Genomic DNA, 22251 nt, shown 5'->3' with positions numbered 1-22251 from the left:
CTTAGAGCCACGGCTTTACTTCCGTTCTGCCATGCGTGACGCGATTCTATTGGACGGCGGTCTCCTGGGCAGATCACCGATCACACTCCACAGCAAGCTTGGCCTGACGCTTCGGAAGCGCCCGGAAGACAAACATGTTTTTTCAGCACGTTTGGCTTCTTTACTTGATCCTCGCGCCAGTAGACGCTCCGGTTGAGGGTGCAAGTGGCGGGAATCTCGCGTGCCCCTTCACAGGTTGACGGATGCGGCGAACTGGGCCATCTGTGCCGCAGCCGCACATCGTGCCCTGGGCAGGATATGCGGGTCACAGGAACCATTATCCCTATGCCAAGCGACAGTTACGGTCGATCTTACATGCCGTCACCGGCTATCGGCGTCTGATCGCTTGAGATCAGTTCACCGGGGCCGGTCGACGGCGGATCGGCCCCTCGGGTGAACCATGGAAAATCTCGTCATCGCCTCTGAAGATGCGGCTCTCGATCTCGTCTCCGTTACGGCCAAGATTGCCGGCCTGCGGGCCGCGGATGTCGTCGATGTGCTCAATGACCTCTCCATCGACGACGCAGCGGAAATTCTCTCCTGTCTGCCGTTCGACCGAGCCATAGAGGTCCTCGATCAGCCAAGTCTATCCAATGTAGCACAAATCGTCATGGTCCTGCCGCGCCATCAAGCAGTTTCGATGCTCGCCGGCATGTCCGCCGACCGCGCCGCCGATGCGCTGCACAACCTGGAGGATCCGGACCGCTCCGAATTGCTTCGCCTGCTTGATCGAGAAACCCGCACCTCACTACAGCACCTGCTCCACTATCCGGAGGACAGTGCCGGATCGCTCATGACGACCGAGTTCGTCAGCGCGCCTTCAAACTGGACCATTGCCCAGGTGCTGCATCACATCCGAATGGTCGAGCGCACCCGCGAAACGGTTTATGCGGTTTATGTACTTGATTCACACAAGCACACGCTGGTCAATGCTGTCTCCCTTCGTCGCTTGATCGCAGGTGATCCGCACGCCAACGTCCTCACCGCCGCTCCAATGCGCAAGCCCATCACCGTGTCACCGATGGCTAGCCGGGATGAGGTCACGCGCCTGATCGCCAAATATGACCTCCTCGCCGTGCCGGTGGTCGACGCCAGGGGCCACATTCGTGGCATCGTCACCGTGGACGATGTCATCGATACGATGATCCGGCGAACGACCGAAGAGGTACAACGGTTCGGTGGCATGGTAGCTTTGGACGAACCCTATCTGCGCATCGGCTTTTGGCAGATGATTCGAAAGCGGGCGGGTTGGCTGTGTGTGCTGTTTCTCTCCGAAATGCTTACGGCGTCGGTTATGCAGACTTTCGAGCATGAACTCGAGAAGGCTCTCGTGCTGACCCTCTTCATTCCACTCATCATGAGTTCGGGGGGAAACTCGGGCTCGCAGGCCACCTCACTGCTGATCCGTGCTCTTGCATTGAGGGAGCTGCGACTGAACGACTGGTGGCGAGTTGCCTTGCGGGAACTACCGACTGGCCTACTCCTTGGAACGGTCCTGGGTGCCGTCGGCGCCACTCGGATTGCACTGTGGCAATGGCTCGGCTTCTATGACTATGGCGACCATTGGATGTTGATCGCCCTGACTATCAGCGCAGCGCTGATCGGGATCGTGACCTTCGGCTCGATGGCGGGATCAATGCTACCGTTCATGCTGCAGCGTGTTGGTTTCGACCCCGCGAGCGCCTCAGCTCCCTTCGTGGCTACATTGGTCGATGTGACGGGGATCGTAATCTACTTTGGGATTGCCGCTGTAATCCTGAGCGGGACCTTGCTATAACCTAGATGCCGTAACGGGCCTGCCGCTCGCGAAGTCGCGCAGCGGCAGGCCCTCAAAGTGATGGTGTGAAACCGTGGATTTGCTTCGGTTTGGTGGAGAGTGTTTTGCAGTCTGTTCGGCCATCTTCGCGAACTGAACCGGATTGAGACAGGCGAGGGTCGAGGGACGCCGGACCGGGTTGTAAAAGCCGTCGCTGTAACGGCAGTTCGCCTTCTTGGCCTGGAAGGCGGTGCGCCAGACCAGCTCGGATTTCAAGGTCTTGAAGACGATCCGGACAACTGCATTGATGCTCCTATAGAGGTCAAGAGGCTGGAGAGAGTGCCGTGGGAAGCCTGCTGGTGCGGCAGAGATAGCCGAAGATCTCCCGTGCAACAAAGCGCTTAAGGCAGCGAATGATCTGCAACTTGCCCTTGCCCTCCGCGGTCAACGTATCGAGAGCTGCATCGTGGCTCTTGATCTCAGCATCGAGCATCAGCCAGCGCCGGGCCAGAGCGCGTAAGGCCGCTTTGGCGGAGGCGGTCGGGTCTGTCATCGCTCCTGGCCGCAAAGCCGCCAAATGCCGGATGAGCGCCATCGTGCCGGTGAGGCCCTCAAGGCTCTCGCGCAAGGCCGTGGGAGCGTCGGTGACAATCGTCTTGAGAGTGACCATCGCTTGGGTGCGGCTCTTCATGGCGGTATCACGTGTCACCTTGAGGTGACGGATCATTTCGGGTGAGCTGGTGCCCGACTTGGGAGCCGCCCTTGCCTGGCCACTGAGAACGGCGCGGGCCGCGTTCTCGGCATCGAGCGGGTCCGTCTTGCCATGCTGATGTCGGATCTAGCGATCGGGGCGGTTGACCTCGATGGTGCGATGGCCTCTCTCCTGCAGGAAGCGTGACAAGCCTGCCCCATAAGATCCAGTCCCTTCGATCCCGAAGGCTCGGACAGAGCCGAACGAACGAGCCCTGGTCTCCAGCTCCTGATAGCCTCTACGGCTAGCCGGCAAGGTCATTGCGCCAAGGCGAGCCCCCAATCCGTTGATGGCGGCAGCAGCATGGGCCTCTTTGTGGGTATCAATGCCGATGATGATCTCGGCAGGATCGATGTCTTGCATTCCTGGTCCTCCGTGGGTGAGGCCCTGGCGAGATCCTGCGGGCGGACAGGACTGTGATGGGACGAGTTCCCTCAAGCTCCTATCAAGTCACGCGACAGCAGACCGTCAGGTGCCACCCGAAAGGCCGACACGTCAACGCAATGACACGCGATCAATCATAACAAGGGTCAGGTCCGCCGAGCGGCTCTGATATTCTCACAGTCGAAGCAGTCCCCCTTTCCGGACATCGCGATCCGAATGCCGTGCTTCCTCAACTCGGCTTGGAAGGCGGTGGCGCGGTATTGCGCTGCCGCGGCCCGCTTGATGGATCAACCCCTTTCCGGTCGCCGGATCGCCAAGGCTTTGCGCAACGCCTGCAGGGCCAGTTCCTGGTAGGGCAAAGAGATCGAGGATCACGGCCAGCGGGACTGATTGGTGCTCTTGTCCTGATCTGGTCGGGGCTGTCACTAACCTGGAGCCACAACCGGGCCCTATCTTTTCGGAACCTGGTTGAAGGATTGGTTCCCATCTCAGCCATCGCCGCGATAGCGATCGTGGTCTCCGGTCGAGCCCCGCGGGCGTCAATGCACCCTCTCACAGACGCGTTTGTCGCGGCCGCCATCCTGATCGTCGCAGAGCTGAAGCTCGCCTATCCCCTGCGGCATCTCTCGGGCGGCCTGGAGGTCCCCTTTGCGCTCAACCGCCCCGCGGTGACGCTCCCGCTTCTGGATTGGCCTCTCGAGAGCTTCTGGCGCTCACAGGAACAGCCCTCCGTCTCAATCGCACTCGGAGGCCTGCTCGCCATGACAGTGGTGGTTTCCAGCAGTGGTGCGTCAAAGATGGTTCTGGCTGCCGGGCCTTGGTCTTTGCGCTCACGTTCTAGGCCCCCGACGCGTGCTAGCGGTAGTGATCGGTCTGGTAGCGGTCTGGATGCTGATCCAACCGGTATTCGGGCGGATCGTGGACGCCGTCCCTCCGACCCAGATGATCGAATGGATGGCGAGCGTCCATTCTCGCGTGCGGCTTGACATCTGGAAGAGCTTTGGGGCTCTTGTGGAGCACGGCCTCCTCATGGGAACGGGATTAGGGACCACCTCGCGCCTAGGCCGGGATCCGGTAACTCCGGAAATCGCCCAGGAGCTGCCGCAACTCCTGGCGGCCGGACATCCGCACGACAACCTCCTGCAGATATGGGCTGAACTCGGAGCGGCTAGCGTCGTGCTGTTTCTGGCTCTCTGCACATGGGTTGCGGGCCGTCTGTCGCGCGGGGCTCCCGATCTCCTCCCAGAACGCCTTGCCCTTCTCGGGAGTGCGGTTTCGATCGCACTCGTCAGTCATGGCGCATGGCAGGATGGGGGCTCACCGCCATCGGGCTCGGCACCGTTCTTTCCCAGTCCGCTCACAGCAACGGCCCTCGGCATCCCTTCGGTTCGGACGCCAAATGGGTCCCAGGCAGGAGCATCGTATGATTGGCGCTGGGCTCTCCATGAAGAAGGCCCGCGATGTCAAAAGCTGACCAGTTCGACATCCCTGCATCGCCTCCACAGAGCACCGGGCCCACCAGGCCGAACCAATGAATTGTTCGACCGCTCAACCGGGCATCGCACTGAAGTCCTTATCTGGGACTATCCATCCATGGTCGCTCCAGCGGAAAGGAACCAGTTCCACTGAACAAGCGTTCTTGACGCTTGAAGCCAAGCTTGTAGCGGAGGTTCGTAGACACTCCGCCGGGAGAACATCATGGCCGCACAGGACTGGCAGGAGCTGATCGATCGCGTTAAACCTATTCTTCTCCAAGACGGAGAAGCCTCTCAGCTGCTCAAGCAAGCCCTCTGTGAGGAAAAGGCCGAACATGTCGCGCTTGCCCTCGAGAACGTCGACTCTGACCACGCCTGCAACCTGTTCGACCATCTCGACCACGATTGTGCGGCTGAGGTCCTGGCGAAGTCGGCGCCGGAGCTGACGAAACAATTGATCGAGCGTCTGTCCGTTCAGGATTTCCTGAACCTGCTCTCGCGCCTGCCACGCCGGCAGGCCGCGATCGTTGCCTCACGGGCACCGCGCGAATACTCCCAGGCCTATCTCGCACTGCAACGGTCGCGAACGCCTTCTGGCGCCAAGGAAACGGAGGATCGTCTGCGGTACCGTGACGGCACAGCCGGCCGCCTCATGACCGGCCAGTTTGTGCGTCTACGTCCTGATATGACTGCGCAGGACGCCATTGCCGCCATTCGGGAGACGGATCCGAGCATCGACATCCCGGACGACTTGTATGTCATCGAGCACCGCGCCGTCGGCAACAGACAAGTCGAGCGGCTTGTCGGAGCCATTTCCATTCGAGACCTGACGATGGCGGAGCGCCATGAACGCATAAGAGACATCATGGCAACGGAGCTCGTCGTCGTAAGTCCTGATGATGAAGTGATCGACGTTGCCCGCGTTCTTTCGAAATTCGAGTTCCTTGCCGTTCCCGTGGTGGGTGCAGAGAGTGAACTCCTTGGCGTTGTTCCAGCCGATGATCTCATGCAGGTCGTCGTGACGAGGCTCAATCGTCTGTATTCCAAGGCCGTCTCGACGGACGCTGAGGAAATGAAGAACCTTACCCCGATGCAGGCGAGCAAGCGGCGTGTTCCATGGCTTCTCGGAACCATGGTCATCGAGCTTCTGGCAGGTGGCGTGATCTCCTACTTTGACGGCGTGTTGAAAGAGGTCATTCTGCTTGCCTCGTTCATGCCGGTAATTTCCGCGATTTCAGGGAATGTGGGACTACAGGCCGCAGCCATCACAGTCCGTGGGCTCGATACGGGTCATGTGTCGATCAAAGACCGATGGAGCGCGCTGCGAAAGGAAAGCGCGACGACTTTTCTCATGGCATTGGTCTGTGGGCTGGCTCTCGGCATCGTCGGAGCGGTTTGGTCGCAACATCTGCCGTTCGGGATCGTGATCGGCGGCGCTCTGACCTGCTCCATGATGACGGCCGGCGTAATGGGAACGATTATTCCGATGATCTCCAAGCGGTTGGGTTTCGATCCCGCAACAACCGCGGGTCCATTCGAAACGGCATTCCAGGATGTGATCGGCTTTGCGGTCTTTCTCTGGCTCGCATCCCTGCTCATGGAGTGGCTGGTTTAGAGTGGCGGCGTCGAGCACTGCGAAGCAACTCCTTTGCAGAGGTTCCACCGCGCATCTCCTCGGGAGGGTCGATACCTCTCTATGATAAATGATCTTCAGGAGGCTCATTAAAGGGGTTTGTTACGGGGCCTCCTGCTGGAAACCGCTGACGCGCAGTAGGGATGGAGACGCAATCCATCGCCTATAGCCGCTGCCCGCTCCACCCGTTGGGCGCCATCTCTGTCAATTGGCTTCCAAGTTTAGCTCTGATGCAGCTTTGGTGCAGCAGTCGTCGTGACCTATCACGCGGCTCCAATCGATCAGGCGTGCAAGAGTTCGAGATGGTCTCTGTCGAACAATTGACACTTCACGAGCTTGAGTGATCTGGTCTGACCATTTGACCCCGGTGGCGTGACTGCCGCACGCGCGGCCGCGGTTCTGTCGCAATCTCTGACAGCGAACTGAAAAACCCCAGTGAGGTCCGCCGCCGCTTATGCAGCGAGTCGCTCGAACTGCTCCGCGAGCGGTAGCTGCTGACTACAGGCGTATTTCGCCTGTCCCTTTCTCATCATATGCACCATCTCGATGCCGCCCAGCACAGCGCGAGCGCTATTCATGGATTTGAAACCCATCATCGGGTGGATCCGCCGCTTGATGGCCCGATGATCCTGCTCAATACGATTATTGAGGTAGGTGCTTTGCCGAATGCGGATCGGCTTAAGCTGACGTCTCGATCTGTCCTGCAGCCGGTCGGTTGTGGCACAGGACAGGATTACTTCCCGGTTCGTCTGGCTGCCGTCAATCACAATCCGCTCTGGCCGACCATGCCGCGTGAGCGCCTTGCGCAGGAACCGTTTGGCCGCGGCCAGATTGCGCCGGTCGCTGAACCAGAATTCAACCGTGTCGCCGCTGCTGTCGATGGCCCGGTAGCGATACATCCAGCGCCCACGGACTTTGACGTAGGTTTCGTCGACATGCCATCTCCTGCTGACGGGCCGCTTGCGTGAGTTGAAGCGCTCCAGCAGTTCGGGCGAGCAACGGATCACCCAGCGGCCGACCGTAGCGTGGTCAACGGAGATGCCGCGCTCAGCCATCATCTCTTCCAGATTTCGGAGGCTGAGGCCGTAGGCCAGATACCACCTCACGCACAGCAGGATCACCGAGCGATCAAAGTGACGACCTTTGAACATGATGCAACTCCGGAGCTTGCCGGAGGCATAAGCCGAACTGAGTTACCAATGGGTTTGCGACAGTACCTCCGTGGGTTCGTGGAGGCCCGTGATGGCGGTCTGGCAGTCTCAGAGGCGTCGGGTGCGGCGAAGCGCCAAACTTTTCCTGTGGGCGGCGCCGTGCAATATGCCTTCGAACTGAGCGATCAGACACGGAGGCAGCGGAGGGGACATGGCGATTTTCTGGCGGCTTGCGGTCGGCAGCCTCGTGACATTCGCAACGTCGGCGGCTCATGCCGAGTGGCGCTACTGCCTCGCACCCGCGGACGCGGCGCGCAAGGTCTATCTGTCGCGATCTTTCACCACGGATGCGGCGCACGATGCCATCGCGGCCGCCTTCGGAACCGCCCTGGCAGCAGCTGGTATCGCCTATGACAGGGCGCAGTGCCCGCGGGCCGACAGCGAGCGCCAGATCGAGGCCATGCGCGCCCATGCAGCCCAGTACAACCAGGAATTCCTCAAGCGAACGGCCGTCGATGTCCCCTGGAGCCCGTCTCAAGCGCTCGAGGCCTGGCGGGGAACGACCCTCAGATGAGGATCAGGCCGTGAAGTGTAAGCTCCTGCAGCAGGCGATCACCGCGCATTTTGCCGTTCATGAGGATCTCCAGGCCGATCTGAAGCGACTACGCACCATACCGGCTGTGGGCCCAAAGACTGCCATGCGGATGCTGCCGCTGCTGCGCAGCCACTCATTTGAGACGGCTCGTCAGGCAGCTGCCTTCCTTGGCCTAATACCGATCGAGCGGCAGTCCGGCCGGAGTGTTCGGGGGCGGCCGCGGCTCTCGAAAGCTGGCAACTCCCGGCTGCGCTCCGCACTCTACATGGCCGCTGCGGATTCCGACGAAGCCGTCCACTTTCTCCAATCTGAAGCCGTCCAGGCATTCCGATTTCAAGCCGTCCATGGTTCCGAGGTGAAGTCGTCCACCTTGGTGCCGATATCCGGGTCAGTGATGGATGGTGGTTTAGGTGGTTGTCCTGGTCAAGCGTCGAGTTCGGCGCGGTGGGTCTTTCGCAGGCTCTCGCCTGTGAGATTGATGCGATAGGCGTTGTGGACGACCCGGTCGAGGATGGCGTCGGCAAGGGTCGGAATGCTGCCGATCATCTCGTACCATTTCTCGACCGGCACCTGACTGGTGATCAGCAACGAACCAGCATCGTAGCGGTCCTCAACGATCTCGAGCAGGTCGCGCTGCTGCTCGCCGGTGAGCGGCTCAGGGCCCCAATCGTCCAGCACCAGCAGCTTGGCCCGAGCAATCGTGCGCAACAGGCGAGAGTAGCGGCCGTCGTTGCGGGCGAGCTCGAGCGCCGCAAACAGGCGCGGCACGCGGTGATACAGAACCGAGAGATCGTCCCGACAGGCGCGGTGTGCGAGGGCACAGGCGAGCCAACTCTTGCCGACCCCGCACGGTCCGGTGATCAGAAGATTGCGCCGTTCCCGGATCCAGTCGCAGGATGCCAGCTTGAGAAAGAGCGCTCGGTCGAGACCGCGGGCGGTTCGGAAGTCGACATCCTCGACGCTGGCGGGATGACGCAGTTTGGCCGCCTTGGCGCGAGCCTCGAAGCGCTTCTGCCGGCGTTGCGTCACCTCGTGATCGAGGATCAGGCCGAGCCATTCCGCATGGCCGAGCGCATCGGCCTCAGGGGTGGCGCTGAGCGCCTTGAAGCCTTTGGCCATGCCGTGCAGGCCAAGGTCATGGAGCTGGTCGAGGGTGGGATGGGTCAACATGGTTGGTCTCCTGTTAGTGGAAATACCCCGGTCCGCGGACATTGGGGTGGGTGATGACGGGAGTGTCGGCGGCCTTGGCGGGAGCACGCTCGCGGTAGGTGTCGAGGAGCGAGACGATGCTCTTGTAGGTTAGCGCCCGGATCGTCAGAGCCCGTTCGGCGACTGCCTCGACGCGCTCCTTCGGGATGCCGCGCATGTGCTGGAGCACGCCAATGCAGGTGCGAAAGCCCTGCTCAGGGTGACGCCGCGCGGCCAGGATCGCCGCAATCAGCATCTCAGTGTTCGGGCCGATCGCGGCGGCCCAGGCGCGGAAGCGCTCGGGCGACCAGGCGGCATAGCGGCGATGCGAACTCGGCATGTGCTCGGCACTTGTGCCATGCGCCCGTCCTGCGTAACGCCGCGCGTGGGCCGCGACGCGTCCGCCCTTGTGGAAGGCCTCGACCGTGCGCTGGGTGACGCGCACCTCGACCTGCTGGCCGATGAGGCCGAACGGCACCGAATAGAAGAAACCCTCGACCTCGATGTGATAGTCGAGCCCGACCCGGGCGAGCTGCCATTGCGCGAAGACGTAGTCCTCCGCCGGCAGGGGTGCGAGAACCGGCTTCTCGATGGTCTCGAACAACTGTCGCCGGCTGACGCCGAGACGGCGCATGGGCACGCTGTTCATGCGCTCGACCGCCTCAGCGATCGCCGCGTTGGCTTCCTGGAGCGAGAAGAAGGTGCGGTTCCGCAGGCGGCCGAGAATGTAGAACTGCGCGAAGCGCACGCCGGCCTCAACTTTGGCCTTATCCTTCGGGCGCCGTGGTCGGGTGGGGAGAATTCCGACCTCGTAATGGGCCGCCATCTTGCCGTAGCTGCGGTTGATCTCGGGATCGTAGAACGAGGCCTTGTGGACGCCGCTCTTCAGGTTGTCCGGGACGATGAGCTTGGTCACGCCGCCATGAAACCGGAACATCCGCACATGGGCCTCGATCCAATCCGGCAGGGTCTGGGTCCAGGTGGCTTCGGCATAGGTCAGGTTGGAGGCGCCGAGCACGGCGACGAAGATCTCGGCGTGGCGGATCTCGCCGGTGAGCGGATCGACGATCGGCAGCTTCTTGCCCGAGTAATCCACGAACACCTTGTCGCCGGCAACGTGATGCTGGCGCATGGTCGGCGTCAGGCGGCGCTCGAAGGAGCGGAACAGGTCGCAGAAACGCGAGTAGCCGTAGCCGCCCGGATGGTCCGCCAGATACTCCTCGTGCAGGATGGCGATGCTGACGCCCGGCCGCTTCAACTCCTGCACCAGACTTGCCCAATCCGGCTCGGGACGACGTCGCGTGCCGATCCGGGCGCCCGCCCGGGCGAACAGCGTCTCCTCCAGGGCCGCGTCGGTCAGGTCGTCTGGCAGCGGCCAGGCCAGCTCGGCCGCCTTGGCCCGCTTGATCGCGTCTCGCACGGTGGAGCGCGCCGCGCCAACGGTCCGGCCGATCTCCCGATCGCTGGTCCCGCTCGCATGAAGACGCAGAACTTGCCGCATCTGTCGCATGGTCATCTCTCTGTTTGCCGGCATCGCGTTCCTCTCTGTGGAGAGGTCGAAATGCCCCAATCGGATGACCCGGTGCAGCACGGTTCTTCCGCCTGATCCCTGGACGGGATCAAATCGGAAGGGTGGACGGCTTCAGTTCGGAAGGGTGGACGGGATCAAATCGGAACCGTGGACGACTTCAAGTCGGTACACATGGACGGATTGCGTCGGAATCTGCAGCCGCTGTCGTTGCCACGAAGGTGAACTCGGATATCAAAGCTCAGCAACAGCGGCTGCTCGAGCGCGGGAAGGCGAAGATGTCGACTTTAGGCGCTGCCATGCGCAAGCTGGTTCACATTTGCTTTGGTGTGCTTAGGAGCAGAGATGATTACCGATTTCCGGTCGCTCACCAGACTTGACGGCTCAGACGGTATCTACATTCGGGTGAAGGGAGAGTGGGTGTATCTCTACCGTGCCGTTGATGCTCGTTTGCAAAGCATCGATTTCTTGCTCTCCCCCAGGCGGGATGCGGCTGCAGCACGGTGGTTCGTCCGGAAAGCGCTGAAGCAGCCGCATACAGTTAATCCGCGAACCATCACAGTCGACAAGAATGCCGCCTATCCTGTAGCGACGAAGGCGATGAAACGTGCCGGAGAGCTCTGGCGGTTTGCTAAACTCCGGCAGGTGAAGTTCCTGAACAACATCGTTGAACAGGATCACCGGCACATCAAGCGACTGGTCAGACCCGGGCTCGGCTTTAAGAGCTTCGTGACGGCCTCCCGAACAATTGCGGGATACGAGATCATGGCGATGGTCCGCAAGGGACAGTTTGTAAACGCACCGGCAAATGACATGGGCGCGCAGCGCGACTTCATTGCTACCCTGTTCGGCGTAGCCGCGTAGCCTGCGTCGTGTCCAGCCTTCGTTTGACCTGCGTCAGGAGTTGGAACAGAACCCCGAGGCGTCGGGAGCGGTGAGCATAGGCGGCGGCAACAGTGGACAGAGGCTCGCTGAAGGTGCGGCGCGTGCAAGCTGGGTTAGCACAGCGAAACCGGCCGACCCTCACGAGCAACCGCACCGCGCGGCCCTGCCACGGCAGGTCGGCCAAGGCGCGCTCGTAGACGCCGTGCCGGCGGCGGGAGGGCCGCTGGCAGACTGGGCAGACAGCCAGCCTCGGCCGCGGCGTGGTGACAATGGTGAGGCTGTCAGGGCTGGACAGCACCTGAAGCACGCTCAGACCATCAGGGACGAGCGGTAAAAGACGTTTGGACATGGCGCTACCTGCAGGGGAAAGGTCCATGCTGGAGGAATCCTCACACCTCCTGCCAAGCTACCCCGCCACCACACACTTTGCGGGAGAACCCGCGGTGCTCTTCTTCAACAATTGGGTTGGACGGCAATCAGCGGGAGCTATGCATCCCTCATCCGCCGGGTTGCCGGTTCGGCGATAAACACTCGGCAATTCAGCCGCATGTAGTCCACGGCTTCTTCAGATCGTCGCTTGCGGCTCGTGCGCCGGAAGCGGGAGATGTGTCTGCGGGACGCGATGTTTCGTGCCGGCGCGGTGAGTTTTTCTCAGCCGCGCCGGCAGAATCCGTGGATGGGGAAGGCGGGCCCCGTTGGGGCCCGGCGAGAGCCCGGATACGCTACTCCGCGGACTCATTTCGCCAGACCTCAACAATCTCCCGTCTTGAATGCCCTTAGTAGACGAAGAAGTCGTTGTGGCTGAGATTGAGATTGGGAGCGAGCTTCGCAAACTGGATTTGCGCGGCCGGTCCGCTTCCGTCGGGATCGTAGTACAGCGCGCCCGTCGTCTTGTTGTAGATAATGTGATCGTCGCGAGTCAGCGCCTTCGTGCCGATCCGGAACTCGCTGGCCTTCAGCGTGCCGCTCGTCAATGCCGAGAATGCGAAGCCGAGATCGATGATGTCCTGACCCGGGGTGAAGTCCGTGATCGTGGCGATCCCACCCGCTTTGACCGTCTTGCTGTCGAACACGAAAGTGTCGCGCCCGCCGCCGCCGGTCATAATGTCGTTGCCACCCCGGCCGTAAAAGACGTCATTGCCGGCGGTGCCAATGAGCTTGTCGTTTCCAGCCGTGCCGATGATCGTCTTGCCGGTCGTCGGCGTGGGGGGCGGAGTAGGCGTAGGAGTGGGAGCCGGGGTGCCTGTGTTTCCGGAGTAGACGAAGAAGTCGTTGTGGCTGAGGTTGAGATTGGGAGCGAGCTTCGCAAACTGGATTTGCGCGGCCGGTCCGCTTCCGTCGGGATCGTAGTACAGCGCGCCCGTCGTCTTGTTGTAGATAATGTGGTCGTCGCGAGTCAGCGCCTTCGTGCCGATCCGGAACTCGCTGGCCTTCAGCGTGCCGCTCGTCAATGCCGAGAATGCGAAGCCGAGATCGATGATGTCCTGACCCGGGGTGAAGTCCGTGATCGTGGCGATCCCACCCGCTTTGACCGTCTTGCTGTCGAACACGAAAGTGTCGCGCCCGCCGCCGCCGGTCATAATGTCGTTGCCACCCCGGCCGTAAAAGACGTCATTGCCGGCGGTGCCAATGAGCTTGTCGTTTCCAGCCGTGCCGATGATCGTCTTGCCGGTCGTCGGCGTGGGGGGCGGAGTAGGCGTAGGAGTGGGAGTCGGGGTCGGCGTGGGGGTCGGCGTGGGCGCAGGGGTGCCTGTGTTTCCGGAGGGGACGCCGTCCCAGATCTGGACGTCATCGAGCCAGACGTCGATGGGCTTGTTGGAGTACGGGTTGCCCAGGAAGATGCGGTTGATGGGAGCGTTGTTGACGCCGATGTTGTCGCCGGTATGGTCGAATACGGTCTCGCCGTTAATCTTCAGCCAGACGCGGCCATCGGAGTTGCCACGGTGGGTGAACATCTCGACCTTGAACCACTCGCCCTGCGGCACGGCCACGCTGGTGTTGGTGCCCTCCCAGAAGGTCTGCAGCGGCACGTTGCCGTTGGCATTGGAGTCCCACTTCATGTTCCAGGCGAGCTTGCCGTTGTCCATCGCCTGGATGGTGTTGACCACACGGAAGTCGCCATCAGACTTCCATTCGGGCAGGGCCGCTGTCCAGCCGCCGGCGCCGAGCTTGGACCAGAGATTGTCGGGCAGCTTCATCCAGGCGCTCATGTAGAAGTCGCCGGGCTCGGAGGTCGGCTGGAACAGCAGCGGCGACTGGGTGTAGTCGGCCGGACGCGAGTTGACGCCGAGATGCAGGGCGCGGGTCTGATTGCCGTCATGACCGGTGGTGGTCGTGATGGCGTTGGAGAACACGCTGTTGTAGTTGCCGGCACCTGAGAGCATCTGGATGGTCGGGGCACGGCCCCAGACGGTGCCGGCGTTCTGCAGGCCCTGCAGTGCCTCGGTGTTGCTGTTCACCTGCATCGGGGCCAGGGACACCGAGCCTTCAAACCCGGTCGAAAACAATTGGTTTGCCATACGTGTTTTTCCGATTCTTGTTGCTGTGGGCGTGCGGAGACACGCTCAGGAAGCGCAGAAGGCGCCTCCAAGGTGGGAGTGGTCCTGCAAGGGCAGCCGGGCGTCCGCTTGGCCCATCAAAGGACCGATCGGTGTCCTGGCTATCGATCCGCTGGGTCGCTGTTTTTCGGCGTCTGAACACGCGCACTGCATGGGAACAGACGAGCCAAACAACGGGCCGGCGAGCCGCTGCAATTCCAAGATTGAGGGTGAGTGTTCGGGTGAATGAAGAAAATTATCGATTAAAAATTAGCGGCAGATGGATAAGCTGTGAAATGGACGCTCGCCGCTCGATTGACCAAACGTCAATTGCTTGGATAACGTGAATCTAAACATAGATCGTCTGCCCGTTATATGTTCCGGTTTGATTTTTTATTTGCCGTTGCACTGGCAAATCGGGATTAAATATCAAATAAGGCGAAGTTTGGGCAACAATATCTTCCTACTTTTGCGCATAATTCCTAATTTCTAGTGAAATCAACGACTTGGCCTGTTAGGAGACCTGTGCGCGGGTGGCAAAATGGCGACCTTGATAGACTGTGAGCGATGCCATCCACCTCGCCCCTCCCGAACCGGCGGAGTTACCGCGCGGTCCTGGCCTTAGGGGTGTTCAAGCACGCACTTCGCCTTTGATCAGGCGGTTTCCAGCATCAGAGTCACTGCCGTCCGTTTGAGATTGTAAGCCATCGCAGTCAGCCTGACCTGCAGAGCGGCTTTCGCCAGTCCCAACCAGCGCATGCGTCGGAGCCCGTAACTGCGCTTCCAGGTGCCAAAGATTTTCTCGATCCGGCAGCGCACATGGTGAACATGATGGTTCCACGCCCGCAGCTTGCGTAAGGCATTGCCCCCGGGCCGGCCCCACACGCCCGTCTGGATCACACGCGGGCATCCGCCTTTGCTCTGCACGGCAGACGCAAAAGCGGTTCCGCGGTAGGCGCTGTCGGCATAAACGTCGCCAGGGTCATCCGGCAGGACCGAGCTGCCAGCACGCCCATCATTGGTGTTGCCGGGCGTAACGGTCAACTCCTCGACGAGGGCCGTGCCGGCATCCGCTGCCACATGGGCTTTGAAGCCGTGGATCGCCCTGCGCCGCTTGTGGCCCGCCCAGGCAGCCTCCTCATCCCGGTAGCTTGCTGGGGAAATCACGGTTGCGTCCACCAGCGTGCCGTTCTTGACCGTGATGGCTTGGGCTTTCAGCTGGCGGGTGATCTCATCGAACAGAATCTTGTCGAGACCTCGCTGCACGAGTTGGTGCCGGAGCCGCACGAAGGCGGTGCGCTCCGGCGTAGGCTCATGAGCCGCGAACCCACAGAAGCGCCGGAACGAGGCGCGGTCCTCCAGTGCCTCGGCCAGCCTGACATCGGAGAGGTCATACCAGATGGCCAACAGCAGGGCCCGGAGCAGGGCCAGCGGTGGCCAGGCGGGTTCGCCTTTGGCAGCGGTGTAGATATCGACCAGATGGCGATCAACAGAGGGCCAATCAATGAGCCCTGACAGCCGGTCCAGAGACGAGCGGTGGTGAGGGATCGGATCTACGACAAACGCGAAGACTTCCTGCCCAATCTGACGGCGTGCCATGGGACCGCTCCCGTCCTGTCCAACGGCTCCATTGAATCATCCAAGCAGCAATGGGTCGAGGCCACCCGCGCACAGGTCTCACTAGTGGCCGCTCTCCCGCAGGGGCGGCCAGAGTGGCCGTCAGGAGGAACTGACCCGCCCCGCAAGAGCCGCGTGGTTGACGGTCCCAATCGCCTATCGCGAGATCACGGAATAGCCTCGCCGCAGGGACGCGACGTAGGCGCCCACGATGTCGATGAACCGCTCGGGATCGGGAGGCCGCTCAAAGACCGAGTTCGTGAAGTCCACACCCAACACGTATCGATGGGCGGTCGGCGTGATGCAGGGCCAGAAGTCCAACCTGGAGTCGTCATTGGGGTAAGTCTCGCCCCGAAAATGCGACCGGGCTTTCAAGGCATTTTCCGCCGCCTTGGTCTCGACTTCGGAAACCACCGCGCCGCCCGCAGTGGCTTCCGCACGAAGGTGTCCCTCCGTTTCCGAGAAGATGACCGCGGGTGCCGCAAAGATGCGGCTCAGCGCGATCGCGGCCGCCTCGATGACCTCCTTCTGCGATCGATTGCCAATGATCACATGGGCGAGGGCCTGGAGCGCCTGGGCCTGGTCTGCCGCGCGCCGTGCTTCAAGCGCCCTCCGCCTCGACTGGCCTGCCACGGCGCTCACGATGGTGCAGGTCACCAGCAGAAGCATGGCCGCCCAGATCTCGGACGGCTCTGTCATCCGGAGGGTGAAGTAGGGCTGCGTGAAGAAGAAATCGAATGACAGGACGCTCGCCACGACGGCGGCCACTGACGGTCCCCAACCGAGGCGGGTTGCCGCGATGACCACCGGGATGACGAAGATCAGCGGGAGGCTCGGGGCGGCGACCACGTGATCCGCAGCGAAGGCGATAAGGGTGGCGGCCGCCACCAGCAACAGGGCCACGCCGTATTGGACAAGGGCGGGCAGCGCCCCGCCGTCGGCGCGGACATCAGTTGGCGCGCTCAGCGGCGTCGGCCACGAGTTCAGATCTTCATTGGCTGTATCCGGCATCACTCGCTCCATCGCCGCATCGCCAGCCGCAGCTCCAAGTATACAGCGGGTCGCACCGGGAATCGATGTGAGGTTCCCCCGTTGGCAGACCGAGGGGCGCGTTTTTCAAGCTCCATCCTATCAAGCATCCGAGGCGGTGCCCGGCGAACGTAGGAGCCCGGGCGGGCGGTCTGGTGCGGAAGCTCACGGTTCAGGCCGCGAGGCTGCCTCGTCCAAGTCGTCCGTTGTGCTCCGTCTGTGGAGCCGGCGATCCAGCGCCAGGCCGCCTGTGAGGACCAGCAGCACGAGCACCGCGGCCAGAAGGGCAAGCCGCCAGGCTCCCAGGCCGCAGGCGATGCCCAGGGCCGCCGTGACCCAGATCGTCGCGGCTGTGGTGATGTGATAGACGCGCTCGCCCGTGGTCGCGCGCAGGATGACGCCTGCGCCGAGAAACCCGATACCGCCGACGATGCCCTGAATGATCCGGCTCGCGGCCGCCGGGTCCTGGCTGTTGGGATCGTAGGCCGCGGGGAGCATCACCAGAAGGGCGCTTCCAATGGTCACGAGAGCATGCAGGCGAACTCCGGTCGGCTTGCCGTACAGGTCGCGGTTGATCCCGACGATGGCTCCCGCGACCGTGGCGGCCGCAAGCCGCAGGATCGGCTCGAACCAGTCTTCCATCCCTACCTCGCTTCCGGAAAGACCGGTATCTGACGCCTTGCACCGATCTTCCGCCTGCGCCCTGCCCATCGCCCCGATCGCATTCGTTCGGAGTGGGGGCGATGGATCAAAGGCCATGAATGGATCGGCTCTTGCGCGCATCCAAGCAGCCGCGAGGGCCATGATCGTAGCGGTTCCATGGTTCAGAACCCGATGCCTGGCACTAGCCAGGCATCATCATCATCACTGCGGCAGCTCCCATGACGCCAGTGGCGATCCAGCCGAGGATGACAATTCCGCGGCTCGCGGTGAAGGTGCCCATCACCGACTTCCGCGATACCAGCATGATGATCACCACCATCAGGGGCACGGCCACGACACCGTTGATCACCGCGCTCCAGAAGAGCGCTTTCATGGGGCTGAGCGGTGAGTACTGGATGACGAGCCCGGCGAGCACGCTGACGGCAATGACGCCATAGAAGCCGCGTGCGTCGGTGGCCTTGCGCTCGAGGCCCCACTTCCAGTCCATGGCCTCGCACACCGCGTAGGCCGCCGAGCCCGCGAGAACCGGCACGCCGATCAGCCCGACGCCCAGGATCCCGAGGGCAAACAGCACGAACGCGAAATCGCCGGCCAAGGGCCGCAATGCGCCCGCAGCCTGCGCTGCGGTCTCGATATCCGTCACGCCGGCCACGTGGAGGGTGACCGCAGTGGCCAGAATGATGAAGTACGCCGTGGCGTCGGAATAGAGCATGCCGCTCCAGGTATCCCATCGGATGCGGCGCAACTCTCGGGAGGCGGCCTGCGGATCACGCAGGAGAGGCGCAGTGCCCCGCATGTCCTCGACCTCCTCGGAGGCCTGCCAGAAGAACAGGTACGGGCTGATCGTGGTGCCGAAGACCCCGACCACCATGGTCGCGGCAGCGGCATTCGGGGTGAACGATGGCCAGACCGTGCGCAATGCAACCTCGCCCCAGGGGACGTGCACGGTGAAGAGCACGGCGGCATAGGCCAGCAGCGAGAGAGTCAGCCACTTCAGGAAGAAGACATAGCGGTGATAGGGAACGAAGACCTGAAGGGCCAGGGTCGCCAGCACGAACACCACCGTCATGAGGTGACGGCTGAACCCGGTGACGAGTTCGGCCACCTCGCCCATGGCCGCGACATCGGCGGCGATATTGATCGTGTTGGCGACCAGGAGCAGCAGCACGATGCCGCGAAGCACGATCGGCGGGAAGGCAGCCTTGATATTGGCAGCGAGGCCCTTTCCAGTCACCCGGCCGATGAGCGCGCACATCGACTGGATGGCCGCCATCAGCGGGAAGGCCAGCGGCATCGTCCACAGCATGTTGAGGCCGAACTGTGCGCCCGCCTGGGAATAGGTTGCAATGCCGCTCGGATCGTCGTCGGCAACCCCGGTGATCAGGCCAGGTCCGATCCGCGCGAGGGGATGCTCTCTCAAGCGGTGCACGGCCGTTCCGATGATCTCCGGGAGGTGCGGGGGCTTGGACTGGTATCGCATGGAGCGTCCATCCCTAATGCGAGACGAGGATCGGGATTGAGGACGCCATGAGCATCGATCGGGTCGCGCCGCCGAAGATGAACTCGAGCCATAGGGGATGCGAATACGCGCCCATCACCAACAGGTCATAGTGTCCGTGCTCGGCCTGATCCTTGAGGGCCTTGTGTTCGGCAGCCGACGTGACGCGGAAGATCTCGCCCTCGGCGCGGATGCCATGCCGGCCCAGATGCGCGTACAGGTTCTCGATATCCGCCTCGTCCGGTTCGACCGCAGCGCCGACGATGGAGACGATCCTCACCGATTGCGACAGGTGGAGAAGCGGCAAGGCATCGTGGACCGCCCTGACCGCCTCGCGGCTGCCGTCCCAGGCCACGGCCGCCCGCGCGAACACGCTGAATGGCGCCAGGGCCGGCACGACCAGCACGGGGCGGCCGCAGTGCTGCACGACCGAATGGGCGACGGGCAGCGGATGGGCCTCGGGCGGACGTTGCCATTCGGACTGGCCCACGATGACCAGATCGGCATAGCGGGCGTGAGCGCTGATGCCCTCCGCGATGTTGCCGGACGCCTCGGACCAAGTGGTGTCCGGCAACATCGCGATGGCCTCCTCCCGGAACGCCGCGGCGGCTGCACGGGCCCGTGAGGCGAGGTCCGCGGACATCGCTTCGGCAACCTTGTCGATGAGGCTCGGCTTGTATAGCGGAGGCACGTCAGGCGGTGGGGTCACGTGCAGGCCCGACAGCCGGGCGCCCGTACGACCGGCCAACTCGACGGCGAACCTAACCTGGCGGCGCCCGGCGTCGCTCCCATCGACATGCACCAGGATATCGCGCAGCATGGCTTGTCTCCGAACCGCTGCCCCGGACGGGGACGAACCCGGTCAGGAACTGGCCTGGACCTCTCCACCGCATCATATCTGCGGCGGCGTTGCCTTGCGCTAAGTCAAGGCAGCGCAGGGAAACGTGCAGTAGGGTCATCGCTGTACGGTCTGCCGCATTGTAAACGTCCAACTCCCTGGCAGCTTCGGAGGGCGTATGGAGGACACGCGATGGGGTGGTTCCGGTCCGTTCTGGTTAGCTTGGCCCTGTTCGGCGTATCTGTCGGATCGATGCCCGCGCGAGCGCAGACCGAGGTCGACCTCGCCCTCGTCATCGCGGTCGACGTCTCCGCCTCGATGGATGCGGACGAACAAGAGCTCCAGCGTGAGGGCTACGCCGAGGCTTTCCGCGACCCGCTCGTCCAAAAGGCCATCCGCGACGGCGTCATCGGCCGCATCGCCGTCACCTACATGGAGTGGTCGGGGTGGCGCGATCAGTGGGTGGTGCTACCCTGGACGGTGCTCGACAATCCCGAGGGCATCCTGGCCTTTGCCGACCAAATCGCGCGCGTTCCCGTGCATCGCGAACGCTCCACCTCGATCTCGGGGGCGGTCGACCGCGCCTCGCAGTTGATCGCAGCCAGCGGCCTTGCGGCCACACGGCGGGTGATCGATGTCTCGGGAGACGGGTCCAACAATGACGGCAGACCGGTCACCGCCGCGCGGGATGAGGCTGTCGCCAAGGGCCTTGTCGTTAACGGCCTGCCGATCATGCTCAAGCCACCAAGCTACGCCTATTTTACCCCCGACCTTGAGCGCTACTACCGGGACTGCGTCATCGGCGGGCAAGGGGCGTTCCTGGTGCCAGCGCGGGAGCGGACGCAGTTCCAGGCGGCTATCAGGCTGAAGATCCTGCGGGAGGTGTCCAACGCTCCCGAAGGACTTCCTCTCCGGGTGATCCCGGCCCAAAGTCCGGAAGTCCACATTGATTGCGCAACCGGCAAGAGACAATGACGGGCCGGCGCCGGGAAATTGGCCGCTGTGGCCCGACCAAACGACCAGTCCTGAAGCGCTTCGGCCTCCTTGGAACGCGGGCTCCTGCGATGAACCTTTATCGCTTGTGGAGGCGCCTCGATCCGGCCTCCCGCTTCGTGGCGCGACGCTTCGCCCTCAAGCTCCTGATCCTTCTCGCCTTTGCAGGAGCGCAGGCATTTGGACAGTATGGGTTCTGGCGGGCCCTTCTCTCCCTTCTCCTCCTGTCGGGACCGCTGAGCATCGGCCTCGCGTTCGCCCACCGACAACGGCTGGATGCCTCGACCCTGACCTACTGGGACGAAGCGCTGGTATTCTCCCTGCTGGCCTTCACCATACTCCAGTTCGTATAAGCCCACCCGCGCGCTCAGCTCGGGTTCTCCAGACTGAAGGCCCCCGTCGCCTCGTCATAAGCGAACACCTCGGCATAGCGGGCCCAGGATGTCACGGCGCGCAGCGTATCCTGGGCATAGTCCTCCGACATGTGGTCCTCCAGTTCGTCCTGGAACCGGATCGCCGGCGCCCGGTGGCTCGGTCTCTCATCGAGGATCCGCTTGATATGGGCGGCCAGGGGGACGTAGCTGATCAGATGCTGGGCAAAGAGCCGCTTGCGGCCGTCGACGTCGAGCTCGACGAAGCGCCGGCCGGCGTCCGTCAATCGAATATCGCCTTCTTCCATCTCGGCGAACCGCAGGAGCTGGAGCGCCTCGGCGATCGGAAACAGCTCGTCGACCTCCAGCCCGAGCTCCTCGGCCAGCCGGGGCAGGTCGGCCTCGCCGTCGAAGGGAGGCGTCACGAGTGCCTCCATCAGGCCGGCGAGCCGGTTGGTCGAGCCCCCCGGCAGGATCAGGCCAATGCCACTACCCGAGGGCAGGCCTTCCCGGGCCGGAGCCGCCGGCGCACGGGCCGTCATGCGGCCGTAGATGTCGTCCACCAGCGCCCGGAATTCCGGGTCGAGCCGGTTGCGCGGCTGCGGCAGCTCGACCGTGATTTCGGCCACGATCCGCCCCGGATTGGACGAGAACACCAGGATGCGGTCGCACATCAGCACAGCCTCCTCGATGTTGTGCGTGACCATCAGGATCGCCTCGATCGGCATGCGGCCCTCGGTCCACAGCTCGAGCAGGTCGGTCCGCAGGGTCTCGGCGGTGAGCACGTCGAGTGCCGAGAACGGCTCGTCCATCAGCAGCACCTGCGGGTGCACGACGAGGGCGCGGGCAAGGCCCACCCGCTGGCGCATGCCGCCGGACAGCTCCTTCGGGTAGGCGCTCTCGAAGCCGTCGAGGCCGATCAGATCGATCGCCGCCAGCGCGCGCTTGCGCCGCTCCTCGGCGGGCAGGCCTTGCGCCTCCAGGCCGATCTCGACGTTCTCCAGCACGGTCAGCCAGGGAAACAGCGCGAAGGACTGAAACACCATCGCGACCTCGGGCGCAGGGCCGTCGACGGGCCGCCCTCCGATGGCGACCGTGCCGGCGCTCGGGGGCAGCAGGCCGGCGATGATGCGCAGCAGCGTCGACTTGCCCGAGCCCGAGCGGCCGAGCAGCGCGACGATCTCGCCCTCCCGCAGGGTCAGGTCGACATCGTCGAGGACCAGCAGGTCGCTCGCACCGCCCTTGTGGTAGAGATGCTTGAGATGGCGGACCTCGACGAGGGCGGCATTTGAGTTGGTGGGGGCATGCATGATGCGATCT

21 protein-coding genes and 2 pseudogenes are annotated in these 22251 nt (G+C 62.9%); 8 read left to right on the top strand and 15 right to left on the bottom strand.

Translation table 11 applies throughout. The annotated features are described in order from the left end of the window. Positions 1 to 439 precede the first annotated feature (439 nt). Entirely contained in the window at positions 440 to 1816 is a 1377-nt protein-coding gene (gene mgtE, locus RE429_RS31185) for a magnesium transporter (RefSeq protein ID WP_414476158.1), read from the top strand. A gap of 129 nt (positions 1817 to 1945) precedes the next feature. Here mgtE (RE429_RS31185) and RE429_RS31180 read toward each other — a convergent pair. From RE429_RS31180 to RE429_RS31165, 4 genes and pseudogenes are all read right to left on the bottom strand, one after another. After that, positions 1946 to 2101, bottom strand: a pseudogene (locus tag RE429_RS31180) (IS3 family transposase); the annotation flags it as partial. 16 nt (positions 2102 to 2117) lie between these two features. Beyond that, complete coding sequence (locus tag RE429_RS31175; RefSeq protein ID WP_414476157.1) at positions 2118 to 2486, bottom strand: hypothetical protein; 369 nt, start codon at positions 2484 to 2486, stop codon at positions 2118 to 2120. Between the two features lie 147 nt (positions 2487 to 2633). After that, positions 2634 to 2909: an IS110 family transposase gene (locus RE429_RS31170; RefSeq protein ID WP_414476156.1), complete on the bottom strand. Its 276-nt coding sequence runs from the start codon at positions 2907 to 2909 to the stop codon at positions 2634 to 2636. 200 nt (positions 2910 to 3109) lie between these two features. Next, positions 3110 to 3283, bottom strand: a pseudogene (locus RE429_RS31165) (IS3 family transposase); the annotation flags it as partial. Positions 3284 to 3713: 430 nt separating this feature from the next. Here RE429_RS31165 and RE429_RS31160 point away from each other — a divergent pair. Continuing rightward, a complete protein-coding gene (locus RE429_RS31160; RefSeq protein WP_414476155.1) occupies positions 3714 to 4559 on the top strand; it encodes an O-antigen ligase family protein in 846 nt (281 codons plus the stop codon). 69 nt (positions 4560 to 4628) lie between these two features. Then, a complete protein-coding gene (gene mgtE / locus RE429_RS31155; RefSeq protein ID WP_414476154.1) occupies positions 4629 to 6020 on the top strand; it encodes a magnesium transporter in 1392 nt (463 codons plus the stop codon). Positions 6021 to 6490: 470 nt separating this feature from the next. Here mgtE (RE429_RS31155) and RE429_RS31150 read toward each other — a convergent pair whose 3' ends face one another. Continuing rightward, positions 6491 to 7189, bottom strand: a complete 699-nt coding sequence (locus RE429_RS31150) for an IS6 family transposase (protein WP_414476153.1) — start codon at positions 7187 to 7189, stop codon at positions 6491 to 6493. A 211-nt stretch (positions 7190 to 7400) separates the two neighbouring features. Here RE429_RS31150 and RE429_RS31145 point away from each other — a divergent pair, with 211 nt between their 5' ends. Both RE429_RS31145 and RE429_RS31140 read left to right on the top strand, forming a co-directional pair. Beyond that, positions 7401 to 7763, top strand: coding sequence for a hypothetical protein (locus RE429_RS31145; RefSeq protein WP_414476152.1), 363 nt, complete (start codon positions 7401 to 7403; stop codon positions 7761 to 7763). Then, positions 7660 to 8271: a transposase gene (locus tag RE429_RS31140; RefSeq protein ID WP_414476151.1), complete on the top strand. Its 612-nt coding sequence runs from the start codon at positions 7660 to 7662 to the stop codon at positions 8269 to 8271. The genes RE429_RS31145 and RE429_RS31140 overlap by 104 nt, the downstream gene beginning before the upstream one ends. Here the strand turns inward: RE429_RS31140 and istB are convergent. Together istB and istA are read right to left on the bottom strand one after the other, a co-directional pair. Beyond that, complete coding sequence (gene istB, locus RE429_RS31135; protein WP_203274802.1) at positions 8208 to 8954, bottom strand: IS21-like element helper ATPase IstB; 747 nt, start codon at positions 8952 to 8954, stop codon at positions 8208 to 8210. The genes RE429_RS31140 and istB overlap by 64 nt on opposite strands. 13 nt (positions 8955 to 8967) lie before the next feature. Continuing rightward, positions 8968 to 10506 carry an IS21 family transposase gene (istA, locus tag RE429_RS31130; RefSeq protein ID WP_414476150.1) on the bottom strand — a complete coding sequence of 513 codons (1539 nt, stop codon included), beginning with the start codon at positions 10504 to 10506 and terminating at the stop codon, positions 8968 to 8970. A gap of 339 nt (positions 10507 to 10845) precedes the next feature. Between istA and RE429_RS31125 the strand changes: the two genes are divergently transcribed. After that, a complete protein-coding gene (locus tag RE429_RS31125; protein WP_414476149.1) occupies positions 10846 to 11364 on the top strand; it encodes an IS6 family transposase in 519 nt (172 codons plus the stop codon). Here the strand turns inward: RE429_RS31125 and RE429_RS31120 are convergent. The 7 genes from RE429_RS31120 to RE429_RS31090 form a co-directional block, all read right to left on the bottom strand. Further along, complete coding sequence (locus RE429_RS31120; RefSeq protein WP_414476148.1) at positions 11339 to 11734, bottom strand: transposase family protein; 396 nt, start codon at positions 11732 to 11734, stop codon at positions 11339 to 11341. The genes RE429_RS31125 and RE429_RS31120 overlap by 26 nt on opposite strands. A 427-nt stretch (positions 11735 to 12161) precedes the next feature. After that, on the bottom strand, positions 12162 to 13904 hold the full coding sequence (locus tag RE429_RS31115; protein ID WP_414476147.1) for a hypothetical protein: 1743 nt from the start codon (positions 13902 to 13904) through the stop codon (positions 12162 to 12164). Positions 13905 to 14576: 672 nt separating this feature from the next. Continuing rightward, complete coding sequence (locus RE429_RS31110; protein ID WP_414476146.1) at positions 14577 to 15521, bottom strand: IS5 family transposase; 945 nt, start codon at positions 15519 to 15521, stop codon at positions 14577 to 14579. A gap of 174 nt (positions 15522 to 15695) precedes the next feature. After that, the gene (locus RE429_RS31105) at positions 15696 to 16550 is read right to left on the bottom strand and encodes a DUF4118 domain-containing protein (RefSeq protein WP_414476145.1); all 855 of its coding nucleotides are present in this window, start codon (positions 16548 to 16550) and stop codon (positions 15696 to 15698) included. A gap of 183 nt (positions 16551 to 16733) precedes the next feature. Then, entirely contained in the window at positions 16734 to 17210 is a 477-nt protein-coding gene (locus RE429_RS31100) for an MgtC/SapB family protein (RefSeq protein WP_414476144.1), read from the bottom strand. A gap of 202 nt (positions 17211 to 17412) precedes the next feature. Beyond that, the gene (locus RE429_RS31095) at positions 17413 to 18711 is read right to left on the bottom strand and encodes an NRAMP family divalent metal transporter (protein WP_414476143.1); all 1299 of its coding nucleotides are present in this window, start codon (positions 18709 to 18711) and stop codon (positions 17413 to 17415) included. A 13-nt stretch (positions 18712 to 18724) separates the two neighbouring features. Next, on the bottom strand, positions 18725 to 19549 hold the full coding sequence (locus tag RE429_RS31090; protein ID WP_414476142.1) for a universal stress protein: 825 nt from the start codon (positions 19547 to 19549) through the stop codon (positions 18725 to 18727). A 210-nt stretch (positions 19550 to 19759) separates the two neighbouring features. Between RE429_RS31090 and RE429_RS31085 the strand changes: the two genes are divergently transcribed. Together RE429_RS31085 and RE429_RS31080 are read left to right on the top strand one after the other, a co-directional pair. Then, positions 19760 to 20542, top strand: coding sequence for a DUF1194 domain-containing protein (locus RE429_RS31085; RefSeq protein WP_414476141.1), 783 nt, complete (start codon positions 19760 to 19762; stop codon positions 20540 to 20542). A gap of 89 nt (positions 20543 to 20631) precedes the next feature. Further along, positions 20632 to 20913: a hypothetical protein gene (locus RE429_RS31080; protein ID WP_414476140.1), complete on the top strand. Its 282-nt coding sequence runs from the start codon at positions 20632 to 20634 to the stop codon at positions 20911 to 20913. Positions 20914 to 20927: 14 nt separating this feature from the next. On the opposite strand, the gene RE429_RS31075 is transcribed toward RE429_RS31080, so the two are convergent. Continuing rightward, positions 20928 to 22241 (bottom strand): AAA-associated domain-containing protein, encoded by a 1314-nt coding sequence (locus tag RE429_RS31075; protein WP_414476139.1) that lies wholly within the window; start codon positions 22239 to 22241, stop codon positions 20928 to 20930. Positions 22242 to 22251 lie beyond the last annotated feature (10 nt).

The organism is Microvirga sp. M2, from assembly GCF_047497095.1.
Classification (GTDB): Bacteria; Pseudomonadota; Alphaproteobacteria; order Rhizobiales; family Beijerinckiaceae; genus Microvirga.
The sequence above is the reverse complement of the archived record's forward strand: the minus strand, read 5'-3'. Positions and strand labels throughout refer to the sequence as shown.